Origin of the sequence: Natronogracilivirga saccharolytica (genome assembly GCF_017921895.1) — a bacterium.
Classification (GTDB): Bacteria; Bacteroidota; Rhodothermia; order Balneolales; family Natronogracilivirgulaceae; genus Natronogracilivirga; species Natronogracilivirga saccharolytica.
In genome coordinates this window covers 1-17169 of the sequence record NZ_JAFIDN010000015.1, presented here as the reverse complement: position 1 = coordinate 17169, position 17169 = coordinate 1, and the positions used below count along the sequence as shown (strand labels likewise).

General features: G+C 49.8%; 15 protein-coding genes. 2 read left to right on the top strand and 13 right to left on the bottom strand.

Translation table 11 applies throughout. The features are described 5' to 3' along the window. Positions 1-212: 212 nt before the first annotated feature. The 9 genes from NATSA_RS14270 to NATSA_RS14230 form a co-directional block, all read right to left on the bottom strand. On the bottom strand, positions 213-896 hold the full coding sequence (locus tag NATSA_RS14270; RefSeq protein WP_210513315.1) for a curlin repeat-containing protein: 684 nt from the start codon (positions 894-896) through the stop codon (positions 213-215). 599 nt (positions 897-1495) lie between these two features. Further along, on the bottom strand, positions 1496-2494 hold the full coding sequence (locus NATSA_RS14265; RefSeq protein ID WP_210513289.1) for a hypothetical protein: 999 nt from the start codon (positions 2492-2494) through the stop codon (positions 1496-1498). 304 nt (positions 2495-2798) lie between these two features. Then, positions 2799-3494, bottom strand: a complete 696-nt coding sequence (locus NATSA_RS14260; RefSeq protein ID WP_210513288.1) for a GNAT family N-acetyltransferase — start codon at positions 3492-3494, stop codon at positions 2799-2801. An 853-nt stretch (positions 3495-4347) separates the two neighbouring features. Further along, positions 4348-5865: a capsule assembly Wzi family protein gene (locus tag NATSA_RS14255; protein WP_210513287.1), complete on the bottom strand. Its 1518-nt coding sequence runs from the start codon at positions 5863-5865 to the stop codon at positions 4348-4350. A 293-nt stretch (positions 5866-6158) separates the two neighbouring features. Further along, positions 6159-6368, bottom strand: coding sequence for a hypothetical protein (locus tag NATSA_RS14250; protein WP_210513286.1), 210 nt, complete (start codon positions 6366-6368; stop codon positions 6159-6161). A 104-nt stretch (positions 6369-6472) separates the two neighbouring features. Then, positions 6473-6748: a PIN domain-containing protein gene (locus NATSA_RS15630; RefSeq protein ID WP_272491787.1), complete on the bottom strand. Its 276-nt coding sequence runs from the start codon at positions 6746-6748 to the stop codon at positions 6473-6475. Between the two features lie 271 nt (positions 6749-7019). Next, on the bottom strand, positions 7020-8135 hold the full coding sequence (gene wecB, locus NATSA_RS14240) for a non-hydrolyzing UDP-N-acetylglucosamine 2-epimerase (RefSeq protein ID WP_210513284.1): 1116 nt from the start codon (positions 8133-8135) through the stop codon (positions 7020-7022). 366 nt (positions 8136-8501) lie between these two features. Beyond that, a complete protein-coding gene (locus NATSA_RS14235) occupies positions 8502-9860 on the bottom strand; it encodes a nucleotide sugar dehydrogenase (protein ID WP_210513283.1) in 1359 nt (452 codons plus the stop codon). 146 nt (positions 9861-10006) lie between these two features. Then, complete coding sequence (locus NATSA_RS14230) at positions 10007-11215, bottom strand: DegT/DnrJ/EryC1/StrS family aminotransferase (protein ID WP_210513282.1); 1209 nt, start codon at positions 11213-11215, stop codon at positions 10007-10009. 14 nt (positions 11216-11229) lie between these two features. Between NATSA_RS14230 and NATSA_RS14225 the strand changes: the two genes are divergently transcribed. Beyond that, positions 11230-11409 carry a hypothetical protein gene (locus tag NATSA_RS14225; RefSeq protein WP_210513281.1) on the top strand — a complete coding sequence of 60 codons (180 nt, stop codon included), beginning with the start codon at positions 11230-11232 and terminating at the stop codon, positions 11407-11409. A gap of 175 nt (positions 11410-11584) precedes the next feature. On the opposite strand, the gene NATSA_RS14220 is transcribed toward NATSA_RS14225, so the two are convergent. The 4 genes from NATSA_RS14220 to NATSA_RS14205 form a co-directional block, all read right to left on the bottom strand. After that, positions 11585-12637 (bottom strand): NAD-dependent epimerase, encoded by a 1053-nt coding sequence (locus NATSA_RS14220; protein ID WP_210513280.1) that lies wholly within the window; start codon positions 12635-12637, stop codon positions 11585-11587. A gap of 17 nt (positions 12638-12654) precedes the next feature. Next, positions 12655-13830, bottom strand: a complete 1176-nt coding sequence (locus NATSA_RS14215; protein WP_210513279.1) for a glycosyltransferase family 4 protein — start codon at positions 13828-13830, stop codon at positions 12655-12657. 169 nt (positions 13831-13999) lie between these two features. Next, the gene (locus NATSA_RS14210) at positions 14000-15211 is read right to left on the bottom strand and encodes a glycosyltransferase family 4 protein (protein ID WP_210513278.1); all 1212 of its coding nucleotides are present in this window, start codon (positions 15209-15211) and stop codon (positions 14000-14002) included. Beyond that, positions 15208-16698, bottom strand: coding sequence for an alginate lyase family protein (locus NATSA_RS14205; RefSeq protein WP_210513277.1), 1491 nt, complete (start codon positions 16696-16698; stop codon positions 15208-15210). Before NATSA_RS14205 ends, NATSA_RS14210 begins: the two co-directional genes overlap by 4 nt. Before the next feature lie 360 nt (positions 16699-17058). On the opposite strand from NATSA_RS14205, the gene NATSA_RS14200 reads away from it, so the two are divergent. Next, positions 17059-17169, top strand: a 111-nt coding sequence (locus NATSA_RS14200) for a transposase (protein ID WP_210513314.1), incomplete at its 3' end; no start/stop codon positions are given.

Below are 17169 nucleotides of genomic sequence, written 5' to 3'. Positions count from 1 at the left end.
TACTTGTTGAATTCTTTACGGATTCATCAATTTTTTTTTTCTCTCGTAAATTAGCCGGAAGTCAGACTATTTACCTTAGCGGTGATATTCGATATAAAGTGAATGCGCCCTGCCGGGCGCACATATAAAAAAACCCTGCGACCAAAAAGGTGCAGGGTTCATAATTGGATAATTCAGCGTTTCTGATAACTAAACAGAAATGAATTATTGATTTAATTTTGTGTTATATATGCTGAATTATTAGATCCATCTATGTCTACAACGGCTTGATTTCCTTCATTTCTCTGAAATACATCAACTGTATTGTCATCACCGAATATATCTACAGTTGCTGTACTCCAGTTAGCGAACTGTCCCGATTTTTGGTCCAGTTTGATGATGTTGTAGCTACCTTCAACATCAATATCAGCCAAGCCAAACTCTTGAAGCATTCCAACTGTGTTTTCATTACCCATAATATCCAGTAAGAATGTATTAACGTTTTTCTGCGCTTCACCACGAAGACTATAAAGCACATTGTCATTTCCTTCCATGTATACATCAAGAATGTTCAATCCATGGTTCTGGTAAAAAGCACTGTATTCATCTGTACCTTGCACTCTGTTTCCAACTCCAATTTGCACAATCTTAGCTTCGTTGTCGCCAAAGAAAGCGCGTTGTCTGAGGTTGACATAGTTATCATCGCCTTCTTGTGTCACTGTTGCAGTTGACACATCATCTCCTTCTCGGCCTTCATTAGCCGTTTGTAGAATAAAAGCGTCGTTAGATGATCCGAGTTGTTCAATGTCAGCATCGTGCAGGTCTCCTACCTGATCAATGCTTGCATCATTATTCTGAGCAACTGCCATTCCTGCGGTAAACAGAATCAGTACGAGTAATGTAGTTATGTTTTTCATCGTTGGTCACCTTTTTGTTTTTTTGGGTTTTGATCTGCGCAATCTCTGTTGATGTATGTAAATAAACTTCCGGATTCCGCATTGTGATGAGTTCTTGTGTATTGAACTCACGACCAAGTAAAAACATAACCCGCTGGGGCGCAAATTAAAATCGGCTAATTAAAATACTGTAATCTTGATTAAACAATGACAAGAACCTGATTTTTAGTTTATTAGCCATAAACTATAAGACCGATTTACAAAGCTTATTAACGAGTTCTAATGTTCAGGCCTTGTATAAAGCACCGCCTTAGTTCAGGCCTCCCTGCGTACTTTCCGCAGTACTATGCCCTCTGCTGACTTCTGCCGGCCCGTTCCAACGCCTCACAACAGTGGCAGCCCCGGGCAAACAGGCAGATCTCCCCGACTAATGTTCCCACTGTCGGGCGCATAAAAGACTTTCCCTCCCAGGCGGATGCGCCCTGCCGGGCGCACCAAAAAAAACGGGCATAGCAGAAATTTCCACTATGCCCGCAAATTGATTTTGTAACTGTAAGATGTATGAGATTCGGAACTACACGTTCACTTTACGATTCCGGCGAATCTCAAAAAGCCCATTCTTACTGTTGCTGTCTGATACTAGCAGTATTGTAGCTGCCGTCAGAGGTGATATTGGCAATATTGTTGTCGCCGGACTGATATACAGAAGCGCTGTTCCAGTCGCCATCCTGAAGAACGGTGGCATCAGAAGCTCCGTCCTGATCCAGCCACAGAGTATTATAGTCGCCGAACTGGTCAACCTCTGCAAAGGCTCCGCCGCGCTGACGGGCTGATCCTTCATCTGTTTCCAGGTCAGCTACCGAGCCAAAGCCCCAATCAAAGCCACTACCGGGTCCTTCTATCATGTTGCTGTTTCCTTCCTGAGTAAAGAGGGCAGTTTCATCAGAGCCCTGGGTAAGTTCAACTATGTTTCCGTTACCCACACTCTGCTCTATGATGGCCTCGGCTCCGGCACCGGCTCCGCTATGACGGCCCTGCTGAATTACTACCAGGTTATCATCGGAGCTTTGTGTTACTTCGGTATTGCTGCTGCCGCTTCCCAGTGAACCAAAGAAACGGTTGTTATCACCTTCTTGCAATACGTTCAGATACTGGCTAAAAGATTCTCTTTGATTAGCCCAGATATAGTTGTCTGAACCATCCTGAGTCAGCGTTGCTGTATAGTTACCTGAATGTTGTTGACGCAGATATACTTCGTTATCCGCTCCATCCTGATCTACGGTAGCGTTGGATCCAAGCCGGTCAGAACGCATAATTACGTTAGCTATCTGATTCAGTCCACGCTGGGTGATGGTTCCAACCTGATAATCTTGTCCGGAATACCCGCTTTTACCGTCTTCTTGTGTAAGTGAAGCCTGATGGCCTTCACCCTCCTGATCAATGGTACCATCGTGCCTGCTGCTCACCTGGGTAATTGAAGCCTCATGGTCAGCTCCCACCTGGTCAATAGTTGCATCATTGTCATTACCATTCTGAGCTACGGAAGCCTCATTATTCTGCGCAACCGCCATTCCCGCGGTAAACAGAATCAGTACGAGTAGTGTAGTAATGTTTTTCATCGTTGGTCACCTTTTTTGTTTTTATTGGTTTTTTTGTTATGACACTCAATTGATGTTTGTCAAAATATATTGTGTCTTAAAACTCATGAGTGCATACTGCTGCGAACACGGTAGTAATAGTACAGCACAACCAATTGGGGCACAAGTTAGAAAGGGTTAATTAAAATGGATTAACGAACCGGCACTGTATCCATATATCTGTTTTTCGGTTGTTTTCACAGCTTTCCGGCCGGTAACCCAATACAATTGTTAGATATTTATAACAAGAAAAGGCGGGACGATGAGTAGTGCTGCAACAGTATCATCAAGAGCGCAACAGGCTCATGCGCAGGATATCCCTGGGTACGCCGCCGACCACGTGTTCTTCGCGGAACACCCCCTCCAGCCGGAATCCCAGCTCTTCGTTGATGCGGATATTGCGCAGGTTGCTGTCGAAGGTGTAGAGGTAGATTTTGCGCAGGTTCAGGGCGTTCAGGCCGTAGCTGACCCACAATCGCGAGGCTTTTTTCCCGAGTCCCCGGCCGCGAAGGGACGGCTCGCCGATCAGTTTTCTGAGCTCCGCCCTACCGTTGGACTGGTCGCGGTTCAGAAATCCTACTATGCCGATGGGATTGCCGCTGATTTCGCAGACCATGCCGAACAGATGGTTCGGATTGTAAAACAGGTCGCGGGGATGTTCGACATTGTCTTCGAGGCGTGACAGCAGAAACTCTTTGCCGCGATCGTCCTGCGTCCATTTTTCGAAGCAGGGATAATCCTGCTCCCGGTCGCATGCGCGGATGATGAGGTCGTCGGTGACAATCGGCAGGCGCGTGACGGCTTTTGGTACCGCGCGGGGCGATCCGTCCGTGCCGTTTTCCCCGACCAGCGCCGAATCCAGCACTGAATTGGCCACCTGTATGTAATCATCGGTGGAGAGATTCAGCCCGGCCAGCTCGTTGCTGATGATCTTGAGGATGCTCTCCCTGGTAAACTTTTTATCGATGTCTTCCCTGCTCATGATCACAATGTCTTTGCATTAAAAAAAACGCAACAATGTAAAAACCGGAGCCTCAAATCACAATAATACAACAATTTTAATAACTTACGAAATATTGTCCGGACAATTTCAGGGAAATATCTATATGAATGAACATATTACATTTCCGGACTGTCAAAAATAATCACATTACCTGTATCAATTTTTTTGAAGTCAAAATCTGCAGTTAACAAGGTGGAGTTAATAATCGAGTAACAGGTTATTTCCACTCATTCCGCCATTTTTTTTGCAGGGAAACCGGATCTTTTTTCAAGGAAATAACACCACAAAATCTGCGCAATTCATTCTTCTTATTAATACCGGTGTGCTTTTTTAAGGCCTGCCTGATATCGCGAAGCGAGCTTCCTTTTTTTATGACTGTGACCATATGTGATTTTTTTGCCGATTGAATACTTAACACGATTTTAAGTGAAGTTTATTACTGCAAATGAGGCTCTTTACAATAATATAGTAACCAAATCGACGAACCGGCACAACCTGCTCGCACATATTGGGGACAATTAGCATATACCGGGATATTTTCAATAACTGCTGCTTATTCCGAGCCCTGAATGCAAAACAAGGCACAAAACCGGCTTTACGCAATTCATACTGCACCGCAGCTGCCCGCGTCGCTAACCGCCCATGCCACAGACCATCACAACGCAAACAGCCTCAACACAGACCGTCACACAGATCGTCTTTTCACAATCCGTTTCAACACAGTCCGGTTAAACGCATACCGACGAAACACAAACCATCCCAATACAGTCCCTCTCAAAACAAACCGCCTCAACGCACACCGTTAGGGCATTGCCATCCAACCCGGCCCGCCTCACCACTGCATCCAGCGCAGTCCGACCATCATCCCCGCATTTTTGCGGTGCGCCTCGCCCAAGTCCAGGGCCATCGTGGCCGTCAGCTCCAGGGCATCCCACCGGTCGGAAAGCGGCCAGTCCCCGGGCAGCAGATCCATCATGGCCGGCAGTTCCCCGCTCACCTCAAGCATGAACGACCATTGATCCTGCCGGTCGGTCACGCCCGTGTATTGAAGCCCGTCCAGATTCGTGATGCCTGCCGCGCCGTAGTTCCGGCTGTAGGTGGCAAATGCCCGCCAGTCGACGCGTCCGGCCTGACCCATAATGCCCGCATGATGGGCCAGCATCAGGTTGTTGACCACGCCGACATGCCCCGAATCGCCGAAGAACAGCGGATTTCCGAGGGAACGCCCTTCGTAAGTCCATCCGCCGCGGTACCGGGAGTGGTTGTAGTAGTTGAAGTAGGAGGATCGGTTCCGGTGGGGATACCGGTCCACGCCCTCGATGGTGTTGATGTGCTCGTAGTTGATCGCGCGGATGGTAAATACCGGCCGGTCCGAGGCTGTGCGGCCGGGGAAACGGTCGTCGGAGGGAAATGCCAGCCAAACACCCCACATGCCATCCCACGGCGTGCCGAACCGGGCGTTGGGCGTGTCTTCCAGGATGAACTGGCGGCTGACCGACACATGGACGTCATCGAACCGGAAGAGCAGCGAAAAGTCGTAGGTCCCGAAATGGTTCTGATACCGGTTCTCAAGCTGGCCGCCACTAAGGATCTCTTTGGAATCGGCGCTCCGTGAAAAAACGACATCGCGGAAGGCCCGGAGGCCGCCCGGCACGTCTCCGTCCCGCGGCGAGCTCCCGCCCCACTGGGCGAAATGTTTGATGCCGGCCTGCGGAACCACGCGGCTGCGGTCGTTGAACAGCCGGATGTACAGATGCTTCTGGTGCAGCATCGGGTTTTCCACATAGCGATGCTCGTTGTCGCGCATCCAGCCGTGGGAAAATGATGCGTTGTAATCGACGATGCCGCGCGTGCCGGGGAACGGGCGGAACCCTTCGGTGGCCAGCGTGATCTTGGGCATCGGACGGGCATTGTGGGACAGATCCGCCGTGCCCATCGACAGGCGGGGGTGCACCGTGCCGAAATATTCATGTTTGCGTCCGGCCCACAGCACAAAATCGCCGTAGCCCAGCTGCACGTAAGCCTCCTGGAAGCGGATCGATGCGTCCTCTGCCCCGCGCAGCATCAGGTTGGCCCCGGTCGACAGCGTGAAGCCGGAGTCGTAGTGTCTGCGCCAGGCGCCGAACAGATGCAGGGCCGTATTGCCGCTGTGCGGATCGAGTTCGCCGTGGCGGTTGCTGTGAATCCAGAACGGCAGCTCTCCGTTATATCCGCCGGCCATCTGCATCCGGAAGCCGGTCAGTGAGACCGGATCCGCTCCGTGCGATGAGGCGCTGCCGCCGGCGGGCTGATCGGGCACGGATGCAATGATGCTTCGCTGCATGTGGTTGGAAATGGTCGTATCCGCCATGGGCCGGGCGGACAAGTCCTGCGCGGACAACAACGATGCAGTCAGAAATATAAATACGGCAAAAAAACAGAAAATGTGCTGCATGCGATGCATTTCAAGCGGGTGCTGGCGTTCCAGAAAAATATTAAGAAATTTTAATAATTATTTTGGCAAGATGCAACGTGATGAATAGTAATCAAATCTATTTTTGCCAGAAATATCAAAGGGGAGGCATTGCATACAAGCTGCATGGATCCATTTTATTGAATTTCTTGCTCAAGATCTTCAGGTGTATATTGAAAAGGTGATACATCTTATTGTTTGTATGCTGTGTCCAGCTTTGGCATCACTGTTTCTCTGGAAACGGTACTGGTGCGATCAGCCTGCTTCATGAAAATGGTGAGCCCAAAATCTTCAATATCTTCTTCAGAGAGGCTTTTGGATTCAAGCCCCATTTTTTTTACCAGATCTGATATCAGCTTCAGATCGCTGCAATTTTCGCTTTTAATAATGAGTGCATCCAATGTAATTGTTCCTTTATTATAAGTTTCGCTGCAAGATATAACGCCCGCCACTTGTGTCCAATTACATTATCGTCAGAAAATGTTAAAACAGGGCATGCAGCCGCTCACATGCCGGGGCAATATTCCCCGGATCGGTGCAGCCTCATCACGAGATAACCGGCCTCGCCGTCGATGCCGATCACCTCAGGAGCTGAATGCGGGCAAATTGGAGGGAGTGCTTTTTGATTGTTCTTTTTTGCCTGGCTTTTTGCGACTCCAAATTTTAATTCAGCCATAGTGATCTCGGATATATAACAATTATCAGGGCCAACCTCCTTAAATTTCGATTTCAGATTATGCAATCCCTTGATGTAATAGATGCATATATTTGTATCCAGCAAGTATTGATTCAAAACTCTTCAATGGTTCTGTTACATGTTCTGGATCCTTTGATGGTGTCTATCAACTTTTCAGCGCTTTCATTTTCATCCAGCCGCCAAAAGCTTTATAAAAATCAGTCTTACCATGTTCTATATCGGTTTTTACAGTATCGGTGAGCCTGGAAATCAGATCAAGCTTATTTTGAGCAACAGGCAAGCATGCAGCACAAAAGGGTGGTCAAAAGTCCTGCGCCTTCCACACCTGCCCGGCCCTGCCCTCTTCCCTTCGCGTTCATGGCGTTGCGGGTATCGACGATACCATCGCCTCCAGCCCCGCCACAATCCGGCCGGCCGCCTTGCCGTCCCACTTGTCGGGAATCCGCCCCGATTTCCACTGCCCGGCAAGCAGCCGCTCAAATGCCGGGGCAATGTTCGCCGGATCGGTGCCGATCAGCTCGTTGGTGCCCAGCTCCACGGTCTCCGGACGCTCGGTGTTGTCGCGCAGGGTCATGCACGGCACGCCCATCACCGTCGCCTCTTCGGTGATACCGCCGGAATCGGTGAGCACCGCCCGGGCGCGCTCCACCAGATAATTGAACTCCAGATACCCCAGCGGTTCGATCATGTGGAACCGTTCGGGGAGCGCAACATCAAGCTCCCTGATGATTTTCGCCGTGCGCGGATGCACCGGGAATATCAGTGGCAGGTCGCCGCTGGACGCAATAATCGCCTCCAGGAACCGCGCAAATTTCTCCTTTTCATCGACGTTGGCCGGACGGTGCAGCGTCATCACGAGATAGCCGCCCTCTTCCAGCCCCGCACGATCCCAAATCTCCGGACGGGTAAATTTGTGCCTGTTGGCCAGCAGCGTGTCGATCATCACATTGCCGGTGAAATGGATCTGCTCATCCTTCACACCGCTTTTCCTGAGGTTTTCACCGGCCCATTCGGATGTGGTGAAGAAGACATCGGTGATGCTGTCGGTGACCATGCGGTTGATCTCCTCGGGCATGGACAGGTCGAACGAGCGGATGCCCGCCTCGACATGCGCCACCTTCGTGTTCAGCTTCCTGGCCACGATGCTGCAGGCCATGGTACTGGTGACATCGCCGACGACCATCACCAAATCGGCGGGATGGGCTTGCAGCTCTTTCTCAAACGCGACCATGATCGCCGCGGTCTGTTCCGCCTGGGAACCGCCGCCGCAGCCCAGATTGGCATCGGGATGCGGAATGTTCAGCTCCTCGAAAAACGTGTCGCTCATGATTTTATCATAGTGCTGACCGGTATGGATCAGCCGGTAGCGAAACAGCCCGTCGTTGCGCGAATTGGCCTCATCCATGGCATGGATGATCGGTGCGACTTTCATGAAATTGGGCCGTGCTCCGGCAATAAGTGTAATATTCATCAGATCTGGTAGTAAATTTTTAACGTGTTACGGGGTCATTTATTTACCGGTATTACCCGGGTGCCATCCGGCTGTAGCGGGCAAAAGCGCATGGTACAAAAAAGGCGAACCGGTAATTCGCCTTTTTGCTGCATTTGTATTCAGGCAACATACATGCAATGTCCTGAAAGTCATAACCTATTCATTATGAGTTGCATAGTTTATTCACCTTCCGGTCAAAACTCACAACATTGGCATCAGGTATTTCCATGTTTTTCCTTTACTGCTTCAGACCAGGCGGATGTTTCCTTTTCAATACGGTCCTTGTTCTGATAATCTGACAACAGACCTGCTGCTGTGTGTGATTGTGAATGAGATTGAGCCATATTACGCCTTCGTCACATGCTCCGGCACATCCGCGTTGCCGTACACATTGCGCGTATCCACAATCCGCTGCGACCACGCCGCCAGCTGCCGGTAATCGATATCGCGGTGATTGGTGGCAATCACCACCGCGTCAAATTGCGAGATCTCCTCTTCGGTCCACTCCACCGACTTCGTTCCGGCCCAGTGCCCGTACTCCCGCGACGGCCGGATCACCGGCACATACGGATCATAATACGACACATCCGCGCCCATCTCGGTGTACAGATCCATCAGCACATACGTCGGCGACTCGCGGTCGTCATCCACATTCGGCTTGTAGGCCAGCCCGATCATCAGGATCTTGCTGCCGTTCATCGCTTTGCGGTCGATGTTCAGCGCCTCCACCGTACGCTGCACCACATAGCGCGGCATGTCGGTGTTGACCTCGCCGGCCAGCTCGATGAAGCGGGTGTTGATGCCGAACTCGCGCGCCTTCCAGGTCAGGTAAAACGGGTCGATGGGGATGCAGTGTCCGCCCAGGCCCGGACCCGGTGTGAATTTCATGAAGCCGAACGGCTTGGTGGCCGCCGCGTCGATCACCTCGTGCACATCGATGCCCATGCGCTGGAAGACGATCTTGAGCTCGTTGACCAGGGCGATGTTGACCGAGCGGAAAATGTTCTCGAGCAGCTTGACCGCCTCGGCGGTGCGCGTGTTGCTGACCGGCACGACCTCCGAAATCACCGCGTCATACAGCTCGCGGGCGATGTTCAGCGCATCCTCGCCGTCGCCGCCGATCACCTTGGGGATGGTGCCGGTGTTGTACTTTTCGTTGCCCGGATCCTCGCGCTCGGGGCTGTAGGCCAGGTAAAAATCGGTGCCGGCTTCCAGTCCCGAAAGCTCTTCGGCCAGCGGGCGGATGAGCTCGTCGGTGGTGCCCGGCCAGGTGGTCGACTCCAGGATCAGCAGCTGGCCCTTGCGCATGTGCGGGGCGACGGTGCGGACGGTGGCCTCGACATAGCTCATGTCCGGCTCGCGGTGATGGTCGAGCGGCGTGGGCACGCACATCAGGATGGCATCGGCCTCGCTGACGCGCGAAAAGTCGGTGGTCAGCGTGCAGCGGTCGGACCGCCCCAGCTCGGCGAACGCCTCGTTGCTGAAGTGGCGGATGTAGCTCCGCCCCTCGCGGAAGGCGTCGATCTTGGTCTCGTCGATGTCGAAGCCCATGACGGGGAAGCCTTTACGATAAAACGTGTCGATCAGCGGCAGGCCGACGTAACCCAGTCCGACGATACCGACCGTGTAGGTTTTCTCTTCGATGCGCCGCAGGATTCCCGCGACGGTGTGTTCGGATGTTTCAACAGCAGCGTTTCTGGTCATGAAAGTAAGTCTATAGTTATATGAATTTATTGTCGTTGCAACGGTAAAAGATACGAAAATCAGCGGAAAATGTGTCCGGACGATTCGGGCTGTCAAGGGTGCAATTGCCCGTATGCATATGCGGTGACTTCCGGCTGCCGCGCTTCTCAGCACAGTTCTTTCTGCACGTCCAGAAGATATTCCCGGACCGCCGCAATCACCCGGTCCTGATCGTTTTCGGACAAAAAGGGTCCGATAGGAAGGCTGATGACACGGTCTTTGACCCGCTCGGCCACGGGCAGCGACCACGGCTCATCTTTGTAGAGCGGAAGCTGATGGCACGGCACGGGATAACAGACCGCGGTCTGAATCCCCTCGCATTTGAGATATTCGGCAAATATATCGCGATCGCCCTCAAGCAGCTGCAGCGTGAACTGATGATAGACATGTCCGTCATCGGGAAGTTCCGGCAGCTGAATGCTGCCGATATCCCGGAGTTCATCGATATAGCGCAGGGCCACGCTCCGGCGCCGGCTGTTGAACGCCGAAAAGTACTTCATTTTCACCTGAAGCATGGATGCCTGGAGGGTGTCGAGCCGCGAATTGTAGCCGGGCACCTCATTGTGGTATTTCTTCCGGGCGCCGTGCATGCGCAGCATGGCTGCCTGAGCGGCCACCTGGTCGTCGTTGGTGATGATCATGCCGCCGTCGCCGAATCCGCCCATGTTTTTGGACGGGAAGAAGGAAAACGCCCCGGCCAGGCCAAACGTCCCGGTCAGGCGGCCCCGGTACGCCTCCCTGCGTTCCGGATGTGCACCGGCCTGCTGTCCGCTCTTACTGCCGTGATCATGCCAGGCGGCCCCGAACGACTGGGCGCAGTCTTCAATGACGATCAGATCGTGCTTTTCGGCGATCTCCATGATGCGCGGCATGTCGGCGGACTTGCCGTACAGGTGGACCGGCACGATGGCTTTGGTCTGCGGCGTGATGGCGGCCTCTACAGCATCGGGATCGATGTTGCAGTCCTTCGGACTGATGTCCGCAAACACCGGACGGGCGCCGGTCATTTCAATGGCTTCGGCGGTGGCAAAAGAAGTGAACGTGGTGGTGATGACCTCATCCCCCTCCCCGATACCCGCGGCTCGGAGGGAGATCAGCAGGGCATCGGTGCCGGAATTGACCCCGACGGCATGCCTGACGTCCATGCAGCCGGCCACCAGGGCCTCGAGCTCCTCGACTTCCGGACCCATGACAAACCGGGCATGTTCCATAACATGATGGCATGCCTGTTTAAGCTCATGACGCATGTGGCGGACTTCGGGTTTGAGATCAAGGACGGGTATGGTATTGAAACCGGAATTATTGATTGATGACATCTCGTGAATGAATTATGGATGCAAAATTTACATCTGACGAATATGTACTGAACGGGACCCTCATCCCGGACTTCCTTCTCTTCAAAACAGCAACAGGCAACCGGATTACACCCCGGCGACTGCTGCCGGATCAACCATCCCCGCAGGGATTACTGACTGTTTTTAATGGGCTTGATGACGCTCGCGAAGACTGACTAACTTGCTTTCCCCCATTGTTTTACATGAACAAGGTATAAAACGGACGGGAAAGAGTCAAAAGTTATTCACCTGATTCCGGTTTTTAAGGTATAGCCCTGATGGATTGGCTTTTGGGAAGGCACTGGATAATGTAATCAACTGCAAAATCAGTTGATTCCCGGTTGTTACCGGCTACTTCCGGTAGTACGACCTGTACCAGTTGATAAAATTTGAAATTCCCTCCCGGATCCCGATTTGCGGGGAATAATCGATGTAATCATACAGATCGCTGACATCAGCCCATGTTTTGGGTACATCTCCGGGCTGCATGTCCATATAGTTTTTTACCGCTTCCTTACCGATCGCGCGCTCGATCTCCCGGATGAAATCCATAAGGGACACCGGACTGTTATGGCCGATGTTGAAAAGCTGATAAGGTGCGGTGCTGGAAGCCGGGTCCGGCTGATCGCCTGACCATGTGTTACTGCCGGATGGCTCTTTCGGCACAAGCCGTGAAATACTTTCGACAATATCATCGACATAGGTGAAATCACGCTCCATTTTGCCGTGATTGTATATATCGATGGGCTTTCCTTCCAGAATGGCCTTCGTGAAGAGAAACAGCGCCATATCGGGACGGCCCCATGGACCGTAGACGGTAAAAAAGCGAAGTCCGGTACTTGGAACGCCGAACAGATGGGCGTAGGTGTGGGCCATCAGCTCGTTTGATTTCTTGGTAGCGGCATAAAGCGACACCGGATGGTCCACATTCTGACGGACAGAGAAGGGCATCCGGGTATTCATGCCGTACACGGAACTGGAGGATGCGTATATCAGGTGCCTGACCGGATGAAAACGGCATGCTTCCAGAATATTCAGAAAGCCGGTGATATTGTAGTCGATGTACTCCTGCGGATGCGTAAGGCTGTGCCGGACACCGGCCTGGGCGGCCAGGTTGATTACCACGTCAAACTTTTCTGACTCGAATAAATTGAAAATCTGCTCTTTGTCCTGCAGATCCATCCGGACAAAGCGGTAGTTATCGTTCGTTGCACTTGCAGCCACCTCCCCGGTATTTAAAGATTCTGGATCGATACCCGTTTCCCGGAGGCGATCATATTTCAGATTGACATCATAATACGTGTTCAGATGATCCAGTCCGGTAACACGGTACCCCGATGACAAAAGCTTGTTGACCGTATGATAACCGATAAATCCGGCAGTGCCGGTAACCAATACATTCATGGACAAGGACTGACTATTCAGTTTTCTGTGTATTCATAAGCTTCCTGCCGCTCTTTGCGATGGACACCATTTTTTCTACCGGATGAGGAGCCGGTTCCGTTCAATTGTGCGTACTCGGCTCTGGCAACGGAGTCTCTCAGATTATTTCTGAGTGCAAATGCGCCGTAGCTGATAAATGCGGCATAGGTCAGCATTGCAAACAGTCCAACGGATACCGAAAATGGCTGAAATGCAAAGGCGATGATAATGGCTATGGTCTGAACAGCACCCAGCAACAGCACGACCCTGGCATCGTTCAGTCCGGCATCCTTGAGATAGTGGTGGATGTGATAGCGGTCCGGCTTGAATATGGGACGCCCTTTCAAAAATCTCACAACAATGACGCGTATGGTGTCAAAAATCGGGATGAACATCACGGCGACGGCAATGACCGGGCTGGAAGCGAAATGAAATGCCTCACTGGCGTTGGCAACACTCAGCTCAATAAAATGAATGCAGAGGAATGCAAGGATAAATCCGATCACCATTGATCCGCTGTCACCCATGAAAATCCGGGCCGGCTGCCAGTTGAATATCAGAAAGGCGGATAACGCACCTGCCAGTGTTGTGGCAAGAATGGCTAACGGGAAATAACCCTGTGAACCAAACCAGACGGCAAGCAAAACAGAACTGATGATACCGGTAAATCCGGCCAGTCCGTCAATGCCATCAATCAGATTATAGGCATTGACCAGAGCCACAATAACAACAGCGGTGATAACTGCCCCCACAGTAAAGGGGATTTCGTGAATTCCGAAAAGTCCGTACAAGCTGGTAATAGTGGCTCCGGAACCAATTGCGAGTACTGCTGCAGCAATTTGCCCGATAAGCTTTTTCCTGGCAGATATGGCGTTGATATCGTCCTTCATTCCCAACAAAAACAGGATTAGTACTGCGGCGGCGAACCAGCCGAATCCCTCGTTCAGAGTGTTGTTGTTAAAAAACAGATAGGTGAAACTGACACTGATGAATATGGCCATACCGCCCAGGTTAGACGTCATCCTTTTATGACGTTTTCTGTCCTCGTCAGGAACATCCAGCAAACCTTTTTCATACGAAACCCTGATGATGACGGGTATAGCATACCATGCTACACCGGATGCGATGATGAAAGCTAAAATCATTTGTATGGGCAGGCTGTAAAATACCTCCATAATGTATTACCGTTCAGTAAGTTATTGTGTTATATCACAAATATTGTTTCTTGATGTTCGCGGCAAGATACAAATAAAAACGCTAAATATTAATTTTTTTTAATATTTAGACATAGTTTTGTATTCTGCGACTCGCGTGTGCTCGGTCTTATTAATGAAACTGAGTGGATTAAACTCTTGACAATACCTCAAGCATTTCATTAGCAAGTTTTTTTCTGTCAAAGTCGGTTGCCAGCCTACGGCAGTTGCGGGCGAGTGACTTATATAGTTCTTTGTTGTCAGCGATTAAACGGGTTTTCTCGATGAAGTCCGCTTTATTTTCGGGATTAAAATACAACCCTGATTCATACTTTTCAATTATTTTTCTTGCCTGTCCGTCCACTCCCAGAAGCACCGGTTTGTCCATTGCTGCTGCTTCAAAAATTTTGGACGGTATCACTGTTTTGAATGTATCGCTCTTTTTCAAGGGAACTAACGAAACATCTATAATTGATAAATACAGCGGCATGTCATTTTTAGGAACGGGATCGAGCATCGTCACATTAGTAAGTTTATATTTTTCAACTTTTTGTCTGATGTTTTCTTTCTCCGCTCCATCTCCGATAAACAAAAAATGTATGTTGGCATCCTGCATTTCATACACCGAATCAACAATAAAATCAAGGGCATGAGCCATACCGTGCGTGCCGATATATCCGACAGTAAATTTATCCGATATCCCCAATTTGGCTTTCAGTGCATCGGTTTGACCGTTAGGCGGAGGCGTAAACAGATCCAGGTTGGAGCCATTGGTAATAACAGAAATGCCGTTCTTATCGACCCCCCGTTCAATCAGGTTTTTGCGAAAGGCATCCGTATTGGGAATGATGTGATCGGCACTGTCGTACAAGCCAAGTTCTATTTTCTCGAGAAATTGATAGAGCTTGCCGTCATTCAGTGCGCCGACTGATTTTATGGATTCCGGCCATAAATCCCTGAGCTCAAAAACCCATGGCTTCCGCTTCAATTTGGACAGCGCCCATCCCGCCCAGGTTGTAAAAAACTGAGGCGATGTTGCGACAATAACATCGGCTTTTTGAAACAGCCCTGCAAGAAAAGAGGTAAAAGCAAAGCTGAGATAATCCAGCGTCCGGCGCATAAACCCCTGGTTTCGGGTTATGTACGTCCAGACCCTTACCACTTGAATGCCGTCTACGACCTCTTTCTGATATAATTTGTTCTTATACCCGTCGAACACTTTCCCCTGTGGAAAATTGGGCGCTCCTGTGATGACAGTAACACGGGCTCCCTGCCTGACCCATTCCTTGCAGTGTTCATAGGTCCTGGTAGCCGGTGCATTAACCTCAGGCGGAAAATTGTCGGTTATAAAGAGTATGTTCATTTTGAAATTACGGTTTGCAGCTCTCCCCGGAACCGGACAACAAGCTTTTTTGAGGGTGTTCGTTTGTTAAAGCCCTGACAATATTCATACGTATCGGTGTTCACATGCTCTGCTCCATGAAACCGGAATACAAGCGGACCGCATTGATACTTTTGACCGGATAGCTGCCGGGGTGTTATATCAGGCGGAAAGTGAAAGTATGCCTCGGCATCATGATCCGGACCGGAAATGTGGTCATTGACCTCCAGCATGCTGTCCTTTAAAGACCATGTTCGATGGTGTGTTATACCTAAAAACCGGTAACCATCATGTTCGGCCGATAAATAATCATTTCGATCTTCTCGAATAGTGGTTCTTGCACGGCGTCCTAATCGAAAACCACACCAAACATCCGACTGCTCCTCCCCGTTAACCATCACCGTATTATGAGAGGCAGTCCCCCTCTCCTCTTCCCTGAGATAATTCTTTTGATAGGTGGATATTCCACGGTCAACAATAACCGGTTTACCATTATGATAAAGGACAAAAGAAAATATGTCGCAATGCGCATGCCCAGGCTGGTAATCCGGACCGGAGGGCCCAACATCTGTCACTATTTCAGTATCAGCGACCTCAAATTTTCGATATCCGGATTCGCTCAATTGTAGCGGTCCAGGATGAAATCCGAACTGTTTTGCATAGTCCAGGATGGTTTTCGGATCTAAAGCTTGACCTTGTGTGCTATCGTTAAACATCGGAATGTCACCGTTACTGAATATTATAGTATTCAGCCAGTTAACCATCATCTGAATCTTATGCTTTAGCAGATCCTGAACCTCCTTTAGATTATGATAATTGTTAATGAGAAGGTTGTAACCGTCTAATGCCCTCTGAAGTAAAATGACATGATACATCGGAGATAACTCAAAATGTGCCCCATCATCTAAAATTTGTTCCTCAAGTTCGCTTGTCAGGATCCTTCTCGTAAGATGAGTGATTTTCTCATCCTGAAAGAAAACAGCCCCGAATAGAAGTGAAAACCCATTCTCCAGAAGATGATTGGCAAGCAGGTGAAACTCCAATTTTTTTTGCAGAACCTGAAAATGAGCATTCAGAGAATCTACAATTTCCTGCGAATAGCAATTATGGACAGTCATAAACTTGACCCAGTTTATGGTGCGCAAGGATATTGGATACGGCTCCATTCCAATTTTACGTTTTTGGATATCCTTCAAGAAATCGTCGATAAGCTCTTTTCCCGTATCCCACATCATTCCGGGTTGATGCAGGAAGTCGAAGTAGTTGAGGTGATAGGCCCACAGCTTGCCATATCCGGTGTAATTCCAGCAAATGGTTTCATCAAATGCAAACTTTTTATTTAATAAAAAAAACTTCCCATCGCCAAAATAATGCTTAAACTGTTTTGGAAACGGGTGTAACTTAATCTCCTGAAACCCGGATGCATTTTTAACAACTGGAACCTCCACAGGAAAAAGTTGATCTCTCAATTTGTAAAACACTTGATACCGAATTTGTATCGGCTTAAGATGTATGAGAGTATGATAGTATCTGGATAGCTGCTTAAACATTCTTTTTACAACATGAAGTATACAGCGTTTTTCACAGCGTTCACGACGTTTTTGTTTATTGTGCATTGACCCCCTCCCAATATTTCAGCCAGTTAAAAGTAGAGAATCGGACGTAAGTGGCGCTGCTTCAAACTGTTTTTCGGAAAACTGATTCGGTGTTAATCCATCCAGTAAACTGTGGGGTCGCAGTGAGTTATAATTGCAACTCTGTGAGGAGATTGAAAGCTTCCCCAATAATCGAAACACACATAAATAGAAAAAAACGTACATTGGGGTACTATGAAAAAGTCAAAACACAGCGAAACTCAGATACTCAACATGCTCTCTGAGAACGAGAAAGGCCGCAAGGTCTCGGATTTGTGCCGTGAGCATGGGATCAGCCAGGCGGCC